Origin of the sequence: uncultured Caldilinea sp., assembly GCF_937128415.1 — a bacterium.
GTDB lineage: Bacteria > Chloroflexota > Anaerolineae > Caldilineales > Caldilineaceae > Caldilinea.
The window spans coordinates 118,035-136,768 of record NZ_CAKZMJ010000066.1 but is presented as its reverse complement, the minus strand read 5'-3'; the positions used below and the strand labels follow the sequence as shown (position 1 = coordinate 136,768).

19 protein-coding genes are annotated in these 18,734 nt (G+C 61.6%); 9 read left to right on the top strand and 10 right to left on the bottom strand.

From position 1 onward, the window contains the following. The first annotated feature begins 54 nt into the window (after positions 1-54). The 3 genes from Q0367_RS11395 (at position 55) to upp (ending at position 1,987) form a co-directional block, all read left to right on the top strand. Positions 55-687 carry an FmdE family protein gene (locus Q0367_RS11395; RefSeq protein ID WP_297635677.1) on the top strand — a complete coding sequence of 211 codons (633 nt, stop codon included), beginning with the start codon at positions 55-57 and terminating at the stop codon, positions 685-687. A gap of 258 nt (positions 688-945) precedes the next feature. Continuing rightward, a complete protein-coding gene (locus Q0367_RS11390; RefSeq protein WP_297635674.1) occupies positions 946-1,329 on the top strand; it encodes a TraR/DksA C4-type zinc finger protein in 384 nt (127 codons plus the stop codon). 10 nt (positions 1,330-1,339) lie between these two features. Beyond that, positions 1,340-1,987 (top strand): uracil phosphoribosyltransferase, encoded by a 648-nt coding sequence (gene upp, locus Q0367_RS11385; RefSeq protein WP_297635671.1) that lies wholly within the window; start codon positions 1,340-1,342, stop codon positions 1,985-1,987. Positions 1,988-2,064: 77 nt separating this feature from the next. On the opposite strand, the gene Q0367_RS11380 is transcribed toward upp, so the two are convergent. Genes Q0367_RS11380 through Q0367_RS11360 form a run of 5 tightly spaced genes read right to left on the bottom strand, consistent with a single transcriptional unit; the run spans position 2,065 to position 6,534 of the window. After that, on the bottom strand, positions 2,065-2,787 hold the full coding sequence (locus tag Q0367_RS11380) for an RNA methyltransferase (protein WP_298982323.1): 723 nt from the start codon (positions 2,785-2,787) through the stop codon (positions 2,065-2,067). Then, positions 2,777-3,328, bottom strand: a complete 552-nt coding sequence (locus Q0367_RS11375) for a zinc ribbon domain-containing protein (RefSeq protein WP_298982321.1) — start codon at positions 3,326-3,328, stop codon at positions 2,777-2,779. The genes Q0367_RS11380 and Q0367_RS11375 overlap by 11 nt, the downstream gene beginning before the upstream one ends. 17 nt (positions 3,329-3,345) lie before the next feature. Then, on the bottom strand, positions 3,346-5,343 hold the full coding sequence (locus Q0367_RS11370) for a heme lyase CcmF/NrfE family subunit (protein ID WP_297635661.1): 1,998 nt from the start codon (positions 5,341-5,343) through the stop codon (positions 3,346-3,348). 44 nt (positions 5,344-5,387) lie between these two features. Continuing rightward, positions 5,388-5,978 carry a TlpA disulfide reductase family protein gene (locus Q0367_RS11365; protein WP_297635658.1) on the bottom strand — a complete coding sequence of 197 codons (591 nt, stop codon included), beginning with the start codon at positions 5,976-5,978 and terminating at the stop codon, positions 5,388-5,390. Beyond that, a complete protein-coding gene (locus Q0367_RS11360) occupies positions 5,971-6,534 on the bottom strand; it encodes a cytochrome c-type biogenesis protein CcmH (RefSeq protein WP_297635655.1) in 564 nt (187 codons plus the stop codon). Before Q0367_RS11360 ends, Q0367_RS11365 begins: the two co-directional genes overlap by 8 nt. 169 nt (positions 6,535-6,703) lie before the next feature. On the opposite strand from Q0367_RS11360, the gene Q0367_RS11355 reads away from it, so the two are divergent. From Q0367_RS11355 to modB, 3 genes are all read left to right on the top strand, one after another. Next, the gene (locus tag Q0367_RS11355) at positions 6,704-7,708 is read left to right on the top strand and encodes an arsenic resistance protein (protein ID WP_298982317.1); all 1,005 of its coding nucleotides are present in this window, start codon (positions 6,704-6,706) and stop codon (positions 7,706-7,708) included. Between the two features lie 72 nt (positions 7,709-7,780). Further along, positions 7,781-8,539 (top strand): molybdate ABC transporter substrate-binding protein, encoded by a 759-nt coding sequence (gene modA / locus Q0367_RS11350; protein ID WP_298982315.1) that lies wholly within the window; start codon positions 7,781-7,783, stop codon positions 8,537-8,539. Positions 8,540-8,563: 24 nt separating this feature from the next. After that, entirely contained in the window at positions 8,564-9,223 is a 660-nt protein-coding gene (gene modB, locus Q0367_RS11345) for a molybdate ABC transporter permease subunit (RefSeq protein ID WP_297635647.1), read from the top strand. Positions 9,224-9,325: 102 nt separating this feature from the next. Here the strand turns inward: modB and Q0367_RS11340 are convergent, their stop codons facing one another. The 5 genes from Q0367_RS11340 to rhaI all read right to left on the bottom strand — a co-directional run bounded on the left by Q0367_RS11340 (position 9,326) and on the right by rhaI (position 15,520). Beyond that, positions 9,326-10,522, bottom strand: a complete 1,197-nt coding sequence (locus Q0367_RS11340) for a substrate-binding domain-containing protein (RefSeq protein WP_298982313.1) — start codon at positions 10,520-10,522, stop codon at positions 9,326-9,328. Between the two features lie 76 nt (positions 10,523-10,598). Continuing rightward, the gene (locus Q0367_RS11335) at positions 10,599-11,591 is read right to left on the bottom strand and encodes an ABC transporter permease (RefSeq protein WP_298982311.1); all 993 of its coding nucleotides are present in this window, start codon (positions 11,589-11,591) and stop codon (positions 10,599-10,601) included. Next, entirely contained in the window at positions 11,581-12,642 is a 1,062-nt protein-coding gene (locus Q0367_RS11330; protein ID WP_297635637.1) for an ABC transporter permease, read from the bottom strand. The genes Q0367_RS11335 and Q0367_RS11330 overlap by 11 nt, the downstream gene beginning before the upstream one ends. Further along, complete coding sequence (locus tag Q0367_RS11325; RefSeq protein WP_297635635.1) at positions 12,639-14,213, bottom strand: sugar ABC transporter ATP-binding protein; 1,575 nt, start codon at positions 14,211-14,213, stop codon at positions 12,639-12,641. Before Q0367_RS11325 ends, Q0367_RS11330 begins: the two co-directional genes overlap by 4 nt. Positions 14,214-14,275: 62 nt before the next feature. Next, positions 14,276-15,520: an L-rhamnose isomerase gene (gene rhaI / locus Q0367_RS11320; protein WP_297635633.1), complete on the bottom strand. Its 1,245-nt coding sequence runs from the start codon at positions 15,518-15,520 to the stop codon at positions 14,276-14,278. A 334-nt stretch (positions 15,521-15,854) separates the two neighbouring features. On the opposite strand from rhaI, the gene Q0367_RS11315 reads away from it, so the two are divergent. The 3 genes from Q0367_RS11315 (at position 15,855) to Q0367_RS11305 (ending at position 18,730) form a co-directional block, all read left to right on the top strand. After that, complete coding sequence (locus Q0367_RS11315; RefSeq protein WP_297641191.1) at positions 15,855-16,502, top strand: corrinoid protein; 648 nt, start codon at positions 15,855-15,857, stop codon at positions 16,500-16,502. A 136-nt stretch (positions 16,503-16,638) separates the two neighbouring features. Continuing rightward, the gene (locus Q0367_RS11310; protein ID WP_297641189.1) at positions 16,639-17,772 is read left to right on the top strand and encodes a uroporphyrinogen decarboxylase family protein; all 1,134 of its coding nucleotides are present in this window, start codon (positions 16,639-16,641) and stop codon (positions 17,770-17,772) included. 4 nt (positions 17,773-17,776) lie between these two features. Then, positions 17,777-18,730, top strand: coding sequence for a uroporphyrinogen decarboxylase family protein (locus tag Q0367_RS11305; protein WP_297641187.1), 954 nt, complete (start codon positions 17,777-17,779; stop codon positions 18,728-18,730). Positions 18,731-18,734: the final 4 nt, after the last annotated feature.

Genomic DNA, 18,734 nt, shown 5'->3' with positions numbered 1-18,734 from the left:
TGCAAACTCTGTGAAAATCGCCGAAATCGAAAAGATTGTTATGGACAATCGCCGATGAAAACGCTTGATGAACTCCTCGCCGCATCTGCGGCCCTGCACCGACATCTGTGCCCGCGCCAGGTGCTCGGCGTGCAGATGGGACGACTCGCCGCCGAGCTGCTCCAACTTGAGCTGCCGCAAAGCGACAAGCGGCTGCTCACCATCGTCGAAACAGACGGCTGTTTCAGCACCGGCGTCTCGGTGGCCACCAACTGCTGGGTTGGACGTCGCACTCTGCGCGTGGAGGATTACGGCAAAGTTGCTGCAACTTTTGTTGATACAAAGAGCGGTCAGGCGATTCGCATCGCGCCCAGCCCAACTGCGCGCGAACGCGCCGCCGCCTTTGCCCCTGAAGCGCGCAATCGATGGGAGGCGATGTTGCTGGGCTATCAGCGCATGGCGTTGGCCGATCTTTTCGTGTGGCGGCCGGTGATTTTGACCACGCCGGTGGAGGCGATTCTCAGCCGCGCCGGCCATCGCGCCATGTGTGATTCCTGTGGCGAGGAGATCATCAATGAACGCGAAGTGGTGATCGGCGACGTTACGCTCTGTCGCCATTGCGCCTACGGCGGCTATTATCGGCTCTGCGAAGAGGGCGCCGGCGTTGCGCTGCCGCTCGAGCAGTGGACGCTGCAATCGACTTTGTGACCTGCGAGGCCCTGCTTCTGAATCTTCGCCGACTGAATCCCCAAACCGTTTCCGGGACGCGTTTCCCTACTCACACAGGACATCTGCACCTTGACCTTTCGCAAGGAACCTGATATAACCATTTAACCGTTTTGCTGCCCAGTGATGACCCTTGCTGTCGTCAAGGTGCAGCCCTCGTGACGTCGACCGTCCTGACGAGAGGCTGCAGCCGGAGATGGAAGGGACGATTGTGTCAATTGAAACGGAGTTCAACAAAACATGAAGATGACCAATGCGGAGTTTATCGAGAAAGAACGCGCAAGACTGCTCAACGATATGGAGCAGGTGACTGCGGAGCTCAAGAACCTGCGCGACCTGATGCAGTCTGAAGTGGACATCGAGCCGGATGAGGGAGACGCAGAGGTGTTCGAGCGAGAGAAAAACGCTGCGCTCATCGCCGTGCTTGAACGCCGCTTGAAGGACATCGAGACGGCGCTTAAATTGATCGAAAAAGGCGAATACGGCATCTGCACGCGCTGCGGAAAACCGATCGAGCCGGAGCGTTTAGAGATCAAGCCGGACGCCACCCTCTGCGTCGAATGCCAGCGCGAGGTCGAGCGTCTTAACCGACGTAATCGCATGCAGCGCGAGATCGAATGGTGAGAGGCCGCTTGTGTGGGAGAACGTTTTCGTCTCGTCGCATCCGCTCGCTCAACACAAGCTCACCCTGCTGCGTCGCAGGGAGACCGAACCTAAAAAGTTTCGCGAGGTGATCGGTGAGTTGGCGATGATGCTCGTCTACGAAGCCTCTCAGGACCTTGCGGTGCGCGTCGAGCCGATCGAAACGCCGTTGACCTCTACTCAGGGCAGCGTCATGGCGGAGAAAATCGGCTTTGTGCCGATTTTACGCGCCGGCTTGGGCATGGTGGAGGGCGCCTGGAAACTTCTGCCGCAGGCGGAGGTGTGGCATTTGGGCTTCTATCGAGACGAGCGCACGCTTCGTCCCGTCGCCTACTACAACAAGCTCCCGGTTTCGCCGACCGTTGACCTTTGCATGATCCTCGATCCGATGCTGGCTACAGGCGGCTCGGCGATCGCCGCCGTAGACGTGCTCAAACAATGGGGCGTCTCGCGCATCAAATTTATCGGGCTGCTGGCGGCCCCCGAAGGCATTCAGGCGCTGCACGCCGTGCATCCAGATGTAGCCGTTCATGTCGCCGCCGTCGATGAACGACTGACCGGCGCCGGCGACAGCTTCCCGCCGGGCTACATCTGGCCAGGCCTGGGCGACGCCGGCGATCGGCAGTTCGGCACCGCATGACGCCTCTATTTTGACCCCATCTGCGCAATCGAGAGGCCCAGTTCAGACTGTCAGCCTTGCGGGGAGAAGCCTGCGCCTCAACGAGACGCTGTGCGTAGAATCTGGCGGGCAATCGCCAGCAGAAGCGCAACCTCGTCGGGGCGCAGCGCCGCGCGATAGGCGATCTGCCGCAGCGTGCGCATCACGGCGGCGGGGTTGTACTTGAAAAAATCGATGGCGCGCAGCGCCTCTTCGCTCAACAGAAAGAGCCGCTCCAGCTCCGCCTGCGTCGCACGCGGTTCAAAGGGGGAAGCCTCTGCGCCGCAGCCGGCCGCCATGCGCAGCTCGTAGAGAAACAACAGTACGGACTGCGCCAGATTCAGCGCCGGATACGCCGGATTCGTCGGGAGGCTGGCGATGATGTGACAACGATCCAGTGCAGCGCGATCCAGCCCGTCGGCCTCTGGACCGAAAAGCAGCGCAACGTTGCCCGTCGTCGCTTGCCGGAGCAGCTCCGGCGCCAGCGCGCGCACGTCGTCGGTGGTGCGATGCTCGGGATGACGCGTCGCCGCCGTGCCCACGACGAAGTGCGCGTCCGCCAGGGCGGCGTCGAGAGCGTCGAAATGTTCAATGCGTTCGATCACGTCTTCCGCGTGGTGGGCGATGCGCAACAGATCGGCTGCGGTGTACGGCGTAGGCTGCACAAGTCGCAAGCGGGTGAAGCCCATGTTTTTCATGGCGCGCACCGCCGCTCCGATGTTGACGGGATTTTCAGGGCGATGCAAAACGATGATCACCCGCTCGAAGCAATCAGGGGACATCGACCGCGCTCTTCACTGCAGGGGCGCTTTCCACGGGCGCCCCACACATGGCGCAGAACCGGTGATGCGGGTCCAGCGGATGGCCGCACTGGGTGCAGTAAAGATGCGGACGTTGCTGCTTGTCCTCGGCAGAGGTCGAGGTTTTGGAAGGGGGTGCGATTTCTTCTTCGCTTCCATCCGCTGCAGCTCCTATGCCGTCCCTCACTTTACGGCGCTGCAAAATCTCGCGCTCCAGGGACGCGTCCAGTTGCGCGCTTTCAGGGGCGACCTTTTCGATCTGCGCAAGGAGAGCAATCGCCTGGCGACGAAGCTGCTGGTCGTAGCTGCGATAGTCCTCCTCGCTTAACTTGCCGACGCGATAGTCGAATTCCAGATCCTTGATGGCCAGCAGCACCTGCTCTTTGCGATGCAGCAGTTCCAACAGTTGATCGTCTTCGATCCACGCCGGCGTCGGCCCTTTCTTCAGCAACGGCCAAGCCACAGCCAAGATCGCCAGGCCGGAAATCAAGAGGGCGACCAACAGCTCAATCGTCCACACCATGGCTGACGCTCCCTCGCTCAATCGTCGCCGGTCGCATAGGCGAGCGAACGGACGACTTCGCTGCGCCGCTGCGTCGGGTGAGGCCAGGCTGCGATCAACGTGCCCAGCACCAGAACAACGCCGCCGATCCACATCCACAGCGTCAGGGGGTTAATATAAATGGTGAAAGTGGCGGAGGCGCCGCCGCTCTCCCAGCCGTTCAGGACCACATAGACGTCCTCAAAGGGCGTCACATGGAGGCCCACTTCGCTCGTCGGCATGTCGGGCGTCTTGTCGTAGATGTTGCGCTGTGGCGTGATCACACCGACGCGGCGTCCACTGTCCAGGTTGTAGGCGTTCAACAGGGCGTGATACTCGATGCGGTTCGATTTGCGCTCGCTGATCATGCCGTCATAGACCAGCTCGTAACGCCCGATCTGGGCGCTCTCGCCCCGCGCCAGCGTGACGCTCAGCGATTGCTGATAAAACTCGTTGCCGATCACGGCGACGCCGATCATGACGATGCCGAGATGGACGATGTAGCCGCCATAGCGGCGACCGTTGCGGCGCCACAGCCCTGCGACGGCGGCCAGCGCATTTTCGCCCGTTGTCGCGCGACGTGCGATCACCCCGCGCACATACTCTTGCACGATCGTCGCCACCACAAAAGCGCAGATCGCCAGTCCGATGATTGGGTAGAAGCTGCGCGCGAAGAGGAAAACCAACAATCCGACGGCGACGCCGGCCAGAATGGGAAAGGTGAACTGTTTGCGAAAGGCGCTCAGGCTGGTGTGTCGCCAGCCCAACAGCGGGGCTACGCCCATCAACAACAACAGCAGCAGGAAGAGCGGCCCATTGACCTGATTGAAGAACGGCGCCGCCACGCTGATGCGTTGTCCGGTCAGCAGCTCGCTGAACATCGGGAAAAAGGTGCCCCACAGCGTGGCGAAGGCGATGCCGGCGAAGAGCCAGTTGTTGGCGAGAAACGCCGCCTCGCGGCTGGTGAAGGAGTCGATCGAATGCTCGCCTCGCAGCAAGGGCAGGCGGTCGAAGAGCAGCCAGAGGAAGCCAAGCAGGATCAGCACCAGATAGACCAGAAAATAGGGCCCTACGTCGCTGCGCGCAAAACTGTGCACGCTTTCGATGATGCCGCTGCGCGTGGTGAAGGTGCCGAGGATGACCAGGAAATAGGTCAACCAGATCAGCACGATGTTCCAGACCTTCAGGATGCCGCGTTGTTCCTGGATGATGATGCTGTGCAGGAAGGCGGTGCCCGTCAACCAGGGCAGAAAGCTGGCGTTTTCCACCGGGTCCCATGCCCAATAGCCTCCCCAACCCAGCTCCATATACGCCCACTGGCTGCCCATGAGGATGCCGGCGGAAAGAAACATCCACGGGATCAACGTCCAGCGGCGCACGGTGCGCACCCATTCGTTGTCGAGACGCTTGCTGAGCAGCGCAGCGACGGCGAAAGCGAAGGGCACGGCCATGCCGACGTAGCCCAGATAGAGCATGACCGGATGCAGAATCATCCAGAAGTTCTGCAGAAGCGGATTCAAGCCCTGCCCATCGGGAGGGACAAAGCCGACGCGTTTGAAGGGATCCGCCGCAAAGACCAGCAACACCAAAAAGAACAACGACGTCGTCAACAACGTGGCGTTGACGTAGGGCATCAACGCCCGGTGGCGATCTCGATTGACGTAGGCGACTACTGCACCGTAGGCGGAGAGAATCATGCACCAGAAAAGCAGGCTGCCCGCCTGGCCGCCCCACAGCGCCGAAAATTTATAGAAGGGGGACAGGGCGCGCTCCGAGTGATTCCAGACATAACTGAGCTGAAAGGCGTCGGTGAGCAGACCGTACCAGAGGATCACGGTGGCTGCAAAGACCAGCGCAGCCACGACGTACACGACGTTGAAACTACTTTGAATGAGACGCGTGTTGCGCCACCGGCCGCCCAAATAGCCGGTGACAATGCCAAAGGCGGCGAGCGCCATCGCTGTCAGCAAAATGAGATGACCGATATCGAAGATCATTGGAACTTTTCCTCAAGCTTGCTACCAGGCTGTCGGCTGCCAGATTACTGCGAAGGACCGCGGGGACGAATTTTGTCCAGCAGCGCCTCCATCTGCGCCTGACTGACGATTGGGCCGACCACCACCTCCTGGATCACGCCGTCCGGATCGATGAAAAACGTTTCGGGCACGCCCTTGATGCCGTAGCGTCGCGCGGCTGCACTCTGGAGGTCAGGCCCATTGGGATAGGTGATGTTGAATTCCGCCAGATACGCCCGCGCCGCCGGCTCCTGGTCGAGATAATCCAACCCGATGAAGACGATGCCGTTGTCCTTCTCACGACGCCACATCGCCTCCAGCAGCGGCGCTTCGTCTCGACACGGCGCGCACCAGCTCGCCCAAAAATTGAGCACGACGCCCCTGCCGCGCAAATCTTCGAGCGAAATGGTCTCGCCGTCGAAGGTGGTGAAGGTGAAGGGAGGCGCCTGGCCGCTGGCGCGATGCTCCGATTGGTTGGTCTGGATCAAACGCGCGGCGAGCAAAGCAATGAAGCCCACCAGCACAAGCGTAAACACCGCCTGCCAGATGCGCACCGACCGACGATGCGCGTGTTGCACCTCGGCGCCGACCGTGCGCTCCGTCATCCCTTCAGCCATAACGTTTCAACTCCTCCTCCAGTCGGCGGCTGTACTCATCGGCCACAGAGGGCGAGGCCCCATCCATTGCGATGGCCGCCTCTTGCGGCCGGGACGTCACCATGCGACGCACGGTGCGCCACAGGAACACGCCGCCGCCGGCCAGGGCGACAAAGGGCAAAATCCAGGCCAGCCAGTTGAACCCCTCCAACGGCGGCGCGCCCAACACCTGCGGGCCGTATTGCTCGATGAAATAATTTTTGATCTGCTCCTTATCCCACCCTTCGGCCAATTGTTCGGCGATCATGTCGCGCATTTGCTCGCAGGCTTTGAGCTCACAGGCGTCCAGGCGCACGCCGTTGCAGAGGGGGCACCAAAGCTCTTTGGCGACCTCGTTGACTTCGTTCGGCGTCACGCTGTTCGCCGTCGCGCTGTTCTGCGTCATGCGGACGTCCGTTGAGGAAGATGCGGCGTCCGTCTGCGCTATCGCCAGCTCTGCGTTTCCGGGGGACAACACGGCTAGAAACGCCAGCGCCCCAACGAGGAGAAAGAGCAGAGCATGTTTGATTCGATGCATCGTTTTCATCTCTTTCGGAACAGCCTATCCTCTCTCGCCTGAGGAGAAGACTTTCAAACGCTAGAAAATTATAACATAATTGTTGGATGTGGATGGGTTTTGGATGACAATTTCACCATCCTTTAAGCTTTTCGGTCGGTGTTTAAAGCAAGGGGAATCGATCCATCGGATGACTCATCTGGAAAAAGCACAATCTCCTCTTATCCTCGCCGCCGTCCTGGCCGGGCTGATGCTGAGCAACGTATCCGGCGTGGCCCAGCGGGCTGGTCACATCATTCTACCGGCGCTGATCTTGATGTTGACGTTCGTCTTTCTGCAGATCCCGCTCCGAGGATTCAAAGACGTCTTTCGACATCGAGAAATCGCAATCGCCAGCCTGCTTATCAATTTTGTGTGGACGCCGCTCTTCGCCTGGGCGCTGGGCTGGCTTTTCCTCGGTGAGCAGCCCGCGCTCTGGATCGGTTTTCTGATGTTGATGGTGACGCCCTGCACGGATTGGTACCTCGTGTTTACAGGGATCGCCAGAGGCAATCTGCCTTTGAGCACCGCGCTGTTGCCGATCAATTTGATTCTGCAGCTGATCCTGCTGCCCGTGTACATTTTGCTGCTGGCCGGCGCCGTCATCCCGGTGCAGTGGAGCGCTTTGCTCGAAAGCATCATCGTCGTCTTACTGGCGCCTTTTGCGACCGCTATTGCACTGAGAGGAATTCTCGTGCGTCGGGGCAGTGAATCATGGTTTTCGCAGAAATTGTTGCCCAATCTGCAGCTGGTGCAGCTCTTGTTGCTCGCGCTGGCGATCGCCGCTATGTTCGCCTCCGAAGGGAACGCAATCCTGCAAAATCCGCGCATGTTGCTCTATCTCCTTCCGCCTCTGGCGCTGTTTTGGGGCGGCAATCTGGCCCTGGCCATTGCAGTGGGCAAATTGCTGAACAGCAGGTATGCAGACTTCGCCTCGCTCAGCTTTACGACGCTCGCCAGGAATTCGCCCATCGCCCTGGCGATCGCTCTGGTGGCCTTTCCCGAAGAGCCGCTGGTGGCGCTGGCGTTGGTGATCGGCCCGTTGATCGAGCTGCCGGCGCTCGCCCTGATTGCGCAGATCTTGCTATGGATCGAACGCAAAGAATGGTTCGCTGCGAGGGCAGTCCATCGTCTATCGACCAATCCAGACGCGTGAGTGGAAAATTGAATCATGTCTCGGAGAAGCGGAAGTCGAACTCATCCGATTTTCACCCTCATATGGGTGGTTATGAGTCTCTGGACGGCGACTGGGTGCACAGAGCGCAGCGCTGCCTCGGGCATAGAGAATCCGCCCCCCATAATTGTAGCTGCGGCCGCCGACCTTCAATTTGCCTTCACTGAAATCGCCGAACTTTTTGAGCAACGCACCGGCCAGCCTGTGACGCTCGTCTTTGGCTCGTCCGGTCACCTTGCGCAGCAGATCGAAAACGGCGCGCCCTTCGATCTTTTCGCCTCGGCCAACATCGCCTTCGTCGAGCGGTTGCGCGATAAAGGGCTGGTTCTGCCTGAGACCGTCGCCCTGTATGCCGAGGGCCGCATTGTGCTGGCTGTGAACCGCGACGTTGAGATCGAGATCGCCCAGCTGCAAGACTTGGAGAACCCTCTGATTCAGCGCATCGCCATCGCCAATCCAGAGCACGCTCCGTATGGGTTGGCGGCGAAAGAAGCGCTGCTTGCGACCGGTCTCTGGGAAAGCGTGGAGCCGAAACTCGTCTACGGTGAAAACATCCGCCAGACGCTCCAATTTATTCAGACCGGCGATGCGCAGGCCGGCATCGTTGCGCTCTCGATTGCAAACGTTCCAGAGATCCGATGGACGTTGATCGACGCTGACCTGCACACCCCGCTGCTTCAAGCGCTGGCCGTCGTGAAATCCTCCTCCCAACCGGAGGCCGCACGCGCGTTCGCTGCCTTTGTCAACAGCGAGGAAGGCCGCGTCATCATGAGAAGGTATGGATTTGTCATGCCGGGCGAAACGCTCGAATAAACCGTCATCGGAGACGCGAAAACTGTGGAAGCCAACTGGGCGCCGTTGCGCCTTTCACTGCAAGTGACGGTGACCGCCACGCTGCTGGTGTTGATCACCGGCGTGCCGTTGGGCTGGCTGCTGGCGCGCAAGCGTTTCCCCGGCCGCGAGGCCGTAAGCGCCATCGCCGTATTGCCGCTGGTGCTGCCCCCGACCGTGCTGGGCTATTACCTGTTGGTGCTGCTCGGCGCGCAAAGCCCATTGGGGCAATGGCTGGCCTCGATCGGTTTTCCGTTGGTCTTCACCTGGCGCGGGGCAGTGATCGCCGCTGCAGTCGCCGCCTTTCCTCTGATGGTGGAAAGCGCCTGCGCCGGCTTTGAGGGCGTCGATCCCCGCCTGGAGGGCGTGGCGCGCACGCTGGGACGCTCGGAATTCGCCATCTTCTGGCGCGTGACGCTGCCGTTGGCCTGGCGCAACATCGTGGCCGGGACGGCGCTGACCTTTGCGCGGGCGCTGGGGGATTTCGGCGTCACGCTCATGGTGGCGGGCAACATCCCCGGCCGCACGCAGACAATGGCGCTGTACATCTACGATCTGGTGCAGGCTAATCGCCAGGACGAGGCCAACCGCATGGTGCTGGTCATCACCGTGCTCACGGTGACGCTTCTCGTCGTCGCGCGTCGCCTTGCCCGCAGGGCGGTGTAGACGGGCGAGCGGCGTGCAACAGAGGGACAGGGTTGGCAAACAAGTGCAGGGCGAGCTCCACGCCCGCCCTGCACGTACATTCTCTAGTTGCGAAACGAAAAACTACTTCGCCGCCTCTTCGACGTTGCTGGCGTCATAGATGGTGAACGGCCCCATGAGCACGCGTAGGCCTGCTGCGCGCGTCGGGTCTTTCTCGATCGTATAGACGCCCATGCGTCCCGCCTCGAAGGTTTCGCCCTCGACGCCCTGCAACGCGCCGGTCGCCAGCAGGTACGTCACGTAATAGGTGAGATAGCCGAGGTCTTTGAAGCTCCACAGCGCAAATTGCGGCGCGCAGCCGTTGAGCGTGAACTCCAGCATTTCCGCCGGCAAGCCCAGCCCGGAGACCTTGACCGTGTCGCACAGGCCTTCATCCTGCATGGCCTTGGCGGCGGCGGCGATGCCCACGGTGGTGGGCGCCATGATCAGCTCCAGGTCGGGATACTTGTCGACCAGCGCCAGCGCCTGGTTGTAGGAATCCTCGGACTGGTCATTGCCGTAGACGATGTCGACCAGCTCCAGGTTGGCGTATTCCGGCTGCTCCAACACGCGCTGCAGCGCGGCGATCCAGGCGTTCTGGTTGGCGGCGTCTGGCGAAGCGGAAAGCACGGCGAACTTGCCGCCGTCCTCGCCCAGGATATTGCGCGCCATGTCGGCCATCACCTTGCCCGTCTCATCGAAGTCGACCTGCGCTACGAAGACCTGCTCACCCTCCGCCGAGGGGATCGGCGAGTCCCAGGTGACGACGGTCATGCCCGCCTCGCGGGCCGCTTTGGCGGCCGGCGCAATCTGATCGCCTGCGTTGTTGGAGATCATGATGGCCTGGATGCCCTGGGTGACGGCGTTGGTCAGAATCTCGATCTGACCGGCGACGCTGTTCTCCGGCGTCGGGCCGAGGAATTGCAGCGGCTCTGGGTTGCCCAGCTCGGCGTGCGCTTCTTGCGCGCCCTGGTTCGCCTGGTCGAAGACGAGGATGCCCAGGAATTTCGGCATCAGGATCATCTTGACCGCCTGGCCGGGCGTCGCCTTGACCACCTCTGCGGCGGGCGCCGCTTCTTCGGCAGGCGCTTCCGTAGGTGTAGGCTCCTCAGCAGGCGCTTCGGCGGGAGCGGCTTCCGTCGGCGCCTCCGTGGGCTGCGGCGTAGGCGTGGGCGTCGGCGGAACAGGGGTGGGCGTCGGCGTCGCCGCCGGTCCGCAGGCGGCGACGAGCATGCTGAGGATGATCAGCAGACTCATGAGCAGAGTTGTCGTCTTTCGCATAGCTCTTTTCTCCTTAGGGTTGTTGAATGACTCGATCAACGAAAACGCATGAAGGGCGGAGCAGCGCCGACGAGGCTCAGGCGTTGCCTGTTTCCATGCGTTGCGCACGACGCCGATTCCAGAAGCTTCGGACCTGGCCGGCCACGTTGGGTGCCAGCACGGACAGAATCAACAAGGCGCCGATCACGCCGGTCTGCACATGGCCGGACAGATTCGCCAACCCCATGCCGTTGCGCAGATTCAGGATGATCAGCACCGAAAGCAGGACGCCCCACATGGTGCCGGAGCCGCCGTAGATGCTGACCCCGCCCAGCAACACCATGGTGATGATGTCGAGCTCGAAACCCGTCGCCATGTCTCCGCGCACCGCGCCGAGGCGCGCGGCGTACAGGATGCCGGCCAGCGCAGCGATTGTCGACGACGTCACGAACAGGATCATCTTGGTGCGCCGCACGTGCACGCCCGAATAGCGCGCCACCTCTTTGTTGTTGCCGATCACATAGACATAGCGACCAAATCCGGAGTATTGAAGAATGATAATCGCAAAGACCAAAAGCACAAAGAAGATGATCAGCGCCAGCGGGAACGGGCCGATCAACGGTTGCTGCCCCAGCCGATTGAACCACTGGGGGAAGCCGCCGATCGAGCGATCTTCAACCAGGACATAGGCCAGGCCGCGATAGCCGATCAGCCCCGACAGCGTCACCACCAACGACGGCAAGCCGACTACGCCGATCCAGAAGCTGTTGAACAGACCCGCCGCCACGCCGGCCAGCAGCGCCACTGCCACCGCCCACTCCATCGGCGTGCCGTTGGCATAGAGAAAGCCGGCCGTGCATGCGCTGAAGCCCATCACCGAGGCCACCGAGAGATCGATCTCAGCGTTGATGATGATGAAGGTCATGATGAGCGCCACGATGATCTTTTCGATCGACAACTGGAAAAGATTGATCCAGTTGCCCAGCGTCATGTAGCCGGGCGCGTTCAAGGCATTGTAGACCACCGTCACGGCCAACAGCACCAGCAGCAGCCCTTCCCACCGCTGCAAAAATGCAGCCCTATGTCGCATGCCGCGCTCCTCCTTGTTCCACGCTGAGGCTGGCGGAGGAGGTCTGCAGCTCATGGCGCACCCACGCCTTGCGCAGCCGATTCATGACGACGGTGTCGGTCGCCACCGCCAGCAAGATCATCAGACCGAGCAGCGCGTTGCGCCAGAATTCGCTGATGGCCAGCCAGCGGATCAGGCTGTTGTCGATAATGTCGATGAGCAGCGCGCCCAAAAAGGCGCCGAAAGGCGACCCGATGCCGCCGTTGATGTTCACGCCGCCGACCACCGCCGCCGCCACCGACTTGAGCTCGATCCCCTGTCCGGCCACCACCGTGATGTTGCCAAAGCGCGCCAGAAAGACGAAGCCGGCCAGCCCTGCCAGGGCGCCGCTCAGCAAAAAGGCTGTGAAGACCATGCGTTGCGCCGGAAAGCCGGCCACGCGCGCCGCCTCGGGATTCGAGCCGATGGCGTAAAGCCGCCGCCCCCAGGTCATATATGTGACGAGAATCTGAAACGCAATCACTACAATCAGTGCAATCAGGAAAAGCAAACGAATCTCGACGGCGCCGATGCTGAAGGCGTTGAGCGGCGGCAGATTGACCAGCCAGCGCGGCAGCTCGCTCGTCAGCACGCTCTTGGCGCCGGAGAATTCCACCAGCAACGTTCGGTAGATGGCCAGGGTGCCCAGCGTCACGATGATCGCCGGCACGCGGCCATAGGCCACCAGCACGCCGTTGAGCGCTCCCATCGCCGCGCCCATGCCTACAGCCATCAACACCACCGCCAGCGGCGGCAGATCGTTGTTGGCCGCCAGCATTGTGCCGGTCGCATAGGCTGTGAAGCCCACGATCGAGCCGACGGAGAGGTCGATGTTGCGCGTCAGAATGACCAGCGTCTGTCCCACCGCCACGATCGCCACCACGGCCACGCTCGTCGAGATGCGCGTGAAGGTGCGCGGATGCAGATAATTCTCGATCTGTGTGCTGAAGAAGAGTGCAAGCGCGAGGATCAGGCCGATCAACACCAGCTCGCGGATCTGCTCCGGCTGAAAGCGACGACGCAGTTCGTTCATAGCTCCACCGCCTGTGTTGTCAGGGACGACTGCACCTGACCGTTCGATGAGAGCTCCTGGCCCATCGCCGCCATGATGACGCGTTCCTGCGTCGCTTCATCACGCGAGAAGACGCCCATTTGCCGTCCCTCGCGCATCACCAACACGCGGTCGCTCATGGCGAGCACCTCCGGCAGGTCGGATGAGATCAAAATGATGCCCAACCCTTGCGCAGCCAGGTCGCTGATGATGTGGTGCACCTCGGCCTTGGCGCGCACGTCGATGCCGCGCGTCGGTTCGTCCAGAATCAGCAGACGCGGCTGTGTGTTGAGCCATTTGCTGAGCATCACCTTCTGTTGGTTGCCGCCGGACAGCTTGGCGACCTCCAGGTTCACCGAAGGGGTGCGAATCATCAGTCGCTCGCGATAGCTTTCGGCGGTGCGCTGCTCCTCCTTGCGACGCACCAGACCCAGCGCGCTGAGATAACGACGCAGCGAGGGCAGCGTGATGTTGCTGGCGATCGACATCGGCAACGTCAACCCCAAGCCGCGCCGGTCTTCGGTGACGTAGGCGATGCCTAGCTTCAAGGCATGGTCCGGGCTTTTGATCTGCACCGGTCGACCCTCGAAGAGAATTTCTCCCTGGTCGGCGGGTTCGATGCCGAAGAGCGCCAGCCCGACGTCGGTGCGTCTGGCCCCGATCAATCCTGCGAAGCCCAGCACTTCCCCTTCATAAATATCGAACGTGACGCCGCTGAAGACGCCTTCTTTGCCGAGATTGCGCACAGACATCAGCAATTTGCCGCGTGGAACGGCGCTCTTGGCGAAGAACTCGCTCACTTCGCGGCCGACCATCTCGCGGATCATCAGCTCGCGCTGGGCGTCGAGTTCCTCCGGCGCAGCGCGCAGCCGGGAGGAGATCACCCGCCCATCGCGCAACACGGTGATGCGATCCGCAACGCGGAAGACCTCCTCCATGCGATGGCCGATGAAGAGAATCGCCACCCCTTTGCTGCGCAGCGACTCGATGATGCGAAACAGTTGGTTGACCTCATGCGCCGAGAGCGAGGCGGTCGGCTCATCCATGATGAGCACGCGCACGTTGAGCGAGATGGCCCTGGCGATCTCGACCGCCTGCTGCGCCGCCAATGTCAACCCGCGCGCAGGCATGCGCACGTCCAGCCGCACGTCGAGCTGCGCCAGGATCGCCTCGGCGTCGCGATGGAGCTTTCCCCAATTGACGAACGCCCCCCGGTTGCGATGGCTGATGAAGATGTTTTCTGCGACGTTCAGGTCAGGAAAGACCATCGGCTCCTGGTAGATGGCGGCGATGCCCAGCGTCTGCGCCTCCTGCGAGTTGTGGATGCGCACCGGCGCGCCGTCGAGCAGGATGACGCCGCTGTCCGGCTGGTGCACGCCGGTCATGATCTTGATCAGCGTCGATTTGCCGGCGCCGTTCTCGCCGATCAGCGCATGCACCTCGCCCGGATAGAGTGTAAGCGACACGTCGTCCAGCGCCTGCGTGGCGTCAAAGCGCTTGGAGATGTGACGCATTTCGAGGATGGGACGAGACGTCGTCGATAGCTCGGACATGGTTGTGTGTTTCGTATCGCGTGTGCGGCGGACGTCGCTGCAACGCCCGCCGCTTCCGTCGTCTACTGGAATCCTCCGCTGGTTGTTGCAACGCCGCGCTCGCGGCGGATCTTTTCTTCATAGCCGGACGCTTTGTAGGCGGCGATGGGATCTACGGGAACGCCCATCTCCTCGCGCACGACCGCCAGCAGCGGACGCACGTCGGTGCGGAAGGCGTCGGTGAGCAGCTTGTGCGCCAGCAAGACCTCGCCTGCAGCCTGAAGCTCGGCCAGCTGTTTGCGCGGCACGATCAGCGCCTTCGCATACGCCTCTTGACAGTTGAGCACCGACTGGATCATCGGCGCCATCTTGCCCTCGATGTTGTGACACTGGTCGATCATGTAGGCGACGTTGCGCGCCGAGGCGCTCAGGGCCGGGTCGTCGCTCATCTCGGCGGCGACCAGCTCGTTGTAAATTAGGAACAGCTCATACGGATTGACGCTGCCCACGATCAGGTCGTCGTCCGCGTATTTGCGGTTGTTGAAGTGGAAGCCGCCCAGCTTGCCTTCATCCAGCAAGAAGGCGACGATCTGCTCGATGTTGACGCCTTGGGCGTGATGGCCCAGGTCAACCAGCACCTGGGCGGCGTCGCCCAGCTTGAGCGCCCAGGCGTAGGCGGTGCCCCAGTCTGGGATGTCGGTGCTGTAGAAGGCCGGCTCGAAAAATTTGTATTCGATCAACATGCGCCCGCCGGCGGGCAGATGCGGCTTGACCGCCTCCAGCCCCTGCTCGAAACGACGCTTGCGCTCGCGCAGCGAATCCTGTCCGGCGTAGTTGGTGCCGTCGGCGAACCACAGGCTGAGAATGTTGCTGTTGAGCTTGCGCATGATCTCGCAGCACTCCAGGATGTGGTCGAGCGCGCGCTCGCGCACGGCCGGGTCCGGGTTGCCCAGCGAGCCGAGCTTGTATTCGTCGTCCTGGAAGACGTTGGGGTTGACGGCGCCGATGCGAATGCCTTGGGCTTCGGCGTACTGACGCATAGCGTCGTAGTCGCCGTCGGCGGGTTTGTCCCAAGGGATGTGCACGGCGACCGTAGGGGCGATGCCGGTCATTTTGTGCACCATGGCCGCGTCGTCGAGCTTCTGCTGCGTCGTCGTCGCAGCGCCGGGCCAGGCGAACGCCTTGAAGCGCGTGCCGCTGTTGGCGTAGCCCCAACTGGGCGTCTCGATGTGCTGGCGCTTGAGCGCCGCTTTGACCGCTTCGACGTCGACGCCTGCCTGGGTGAGCTGCTCCGCCAGGATCTCGTAGGCAGCCTGATAATTCGCCATCGCTGAATTCCCTCCTCTATTGATGATTCATTTTGCCTGCAAACGACGACCGGATGACCGATCATCGCCAAGAGACGCCGTCCGCCGGCGTCCACACTGTTATTTTGAAAGGCCAATGGCCGGGGCACTCGGATGAAGCGCTATCAAGTATATGTCTTTTGCGTATTCTATGCAACTGCGAAGATTCTTTTTCGCAGCGCTTTCGATTCGTCTCAGTTTGCCCGCAAAAACTCCCCAGAAGACCGGTGAAATCGATGGCGACGTCTTCTATACTCATGTTTGCACCCGGTGCGCGCACGCCATTTTGCACAGAAACAGAAAGGGAAGAGCAACGATGTCTCAACCGAACCTGGAGCTGCTTTTTACTGCGATTGTGGATGGGGACGCCAAAAGGGCGGCTGCCGTCGCCCAGGCGGCGGTGGCGGCGGGCGTCGATCCACAGACGATGCTCACTGAATACATGATTCCGGCGATGGATGAGGTCGGCGCCCGCTTCGAGGCGAATGAATGCTTTGTGCCGGAGCTGCTCATCTCGGCGCGCGCCATGAAGGCGGCGATGGAAGTGATTCGACCGCTGCTGCTGGGCAGGGCGGTCGAGCCGGCCGGCCGCGTTGTGATCGCCACGGTGCAGGGCGACTTGCATGACATCGGCAAGAATCTGGTGGCCACCATGCTCGAAGGCGGCGGCTTTCAGATCGTCGACGTCGGCGTCGATGTCAGCCCGGACAAGCTCGTCGAAGCCGTGCAGGTGCATCAGCCGCAGATCGTGGCGCTCTCGGCGCTGCTCACCACGACCATGCCGTCGATGAAGCGCATGATCGACCGCCTGGTGCAGGAGGGACTGCGTCAGCGCGTGAAAGTGATGGTGGGCGGCGCGCCGGTGACGCAGGACTTCGCCGAGGAGATCGGAGCGGACGGGTACAGCGACAACGCCGCCGGCGCGGTCACGTTGGCGCGTCGCTTCGTAGGCGTCGCGGCGTGACTGACCTTACCGAAGGCGCCCCGCCTAGCGGCGCCGATAACGCCCAACGAAGCACGCCAGGTGCCAGGCTCACGGAGCATTTCCGTGCTTTTTTGCTCTTGTGGCTTTGCGTTGAATCAATTCTGGGGAACAGCGCATGAATCCTCGCGAACGTTTTACAGCCGTGATGCACTATCAGCCGCGCGACCGCTGCCCGATCATGGACTTTGGTTTTTGGGAGGAGACGCTGACCATCTGGCAGGATCAGGGGTATCCTGCCGGCGTGGATCCCGACCTTTTCTTCGGCATGGACCCGCAGTGGCGCATGTGCGGCTGCATTGTGGGGCTGTGGCCCCCTTTTCCGACGCTGAAACTGGTCGACGAGGGGGAGACCGAAATCGTCCAGCAGGCCGACGGCGTCATCGTGCAGCGCGGCAAATTTCTCGGTTCGATCCCTCGTCATCTGCGCCACACGCTTGTAGATCGCGACAGTTGGAACGCTTTTTACAAGCCGCGCCTGCGCGCCGATGACCCACTGCGCCTGCCCGCAGGTCCGGCCTGGGAGATGCAGCTCGCCGAATGGACGCGCCCCGACCGCGACTATCCGCTCTTCATCGAGGCGGGTTCGCTTTACGGCGTGGCGCGCAACTGGTTTGGCCTCGAACGCATCTCTGAGATCATGTACGACGATCGCCCCCTCTTCGAGGAGATCGTCGAGACGCTGGCCGACGTCGTTGTCGCCGTGTTGGAGTTTGTGCTTGGCGCCGGCGTGCGCCCCGAAGCCGCCAGCATGTGGGAGGACATGGCCTACAGCGGCGGCCCGTTGATGTCGCCCAAGCTGTTCAAGCAAATTCTCGCGCCGCATTACAAGCGCATCACCGCCACCTTGAATAAATACGGCGTGGACATCGTCTTCGTGGACTGCGACGGCAACATCGAGCTGCTTGCGCCGCTCTGGCTGGAGGCGGGCGTCAACACCATGTTTCCGATCGAGGTCGGCAAGTGGAAAGCCGATCCGTTCGAGTTTCGACGGCGCTATGGCAAGGCGATGCGGCTGATGGGCGGCTTCGACAAACACATTCTGATGGCGTCCAAGGAGGCCATCACTTGCGAGATCGAACGCCTGGCGCCGCTGGTGGAGGAGGGCGGCTACATTCCCACGCCCGACCATCGCGTGCCGCCCGACGTGCCGTTCGAGAACTATCTTTTCTACATTGAGGAGGCGAAACGCGTGTGGGGCAAAGGGCTCGCCAACCTCAAGCCCACGGGCAAGCCGGAGAAACGAGGGTGACAGGATGCAACCGCGTGAACGATTCATCGCCGCGCTCGAGCGCAGGCCGCTCACCGGCCGCGTGCCGCACTTCGAGCTCGTCTTCTTTTTGACCATGGAAGCGTTCGGCAAGGTGCACCCCTCCCATCGCAACTACAGCCAGTGGGGGCAGATGGAGGAGAAAGAGCGCGAGCTCCATCGTCTCGATATGGCGGACATCTACATCGCCACCGCCGAGCGCTTCGAGCACAGCGCCATTTTCATCCATCCGAACCCCGACACCGTCGAGGAGACGATCCGGCTGATCGACATCCTCCGTGAAAAGACGGGCGACCGCTATTTTTTGATGCGTCACGGCGACGCCACCTTCAGCATCCCGGATGGCAAAGAGATGTTCGCCTTCGCCGAACGTCTGGCCGACGATCCCGAAGGGCTGAAGCGAGAAGCGCAACAGAAAGTCGACGCCGCCATTCGTCGGGCCGAGGTGTACGCACGCCATGGCGGGCTGGACGGCTTCGCCCTGTGCGCCGACTACTGCTTCAACAGCGGACCCTTCCTCAGCCCTCGCCACTTCGCCGAGTTCATCACGCCCTATCTGGCGCAGTTGACGGCGGCGTATCGGGACATGGGTTTTTACGTGATTAAACACACCGACGGCAACATCATGCCGATCATCGACCAGCTTGTGGCCACCAAACCGCATGCGCTGCATTCGCTCGACCCCCAGGCAGGCGTCGACATCGCCGAAGTCAAGCGGCGCTACGGCGATCAGGTCTGTTTAATCGGCAACGTGAACTGCGCCTTGCTCGACACCGGCGCGCCGGAGGAGATCGCCGAATCTGTGCGCTATGCGCTGCGCAACGGCATGCCGGGGGGCGGCTACATCTTTTCGACGAGCAACTGCATTTACACCGGCATGCCGTTGAAGTCGTATGAGTTCATGCTGGAAATCTGGCGGCGCGAAGGGGTTTATGCATGAAATG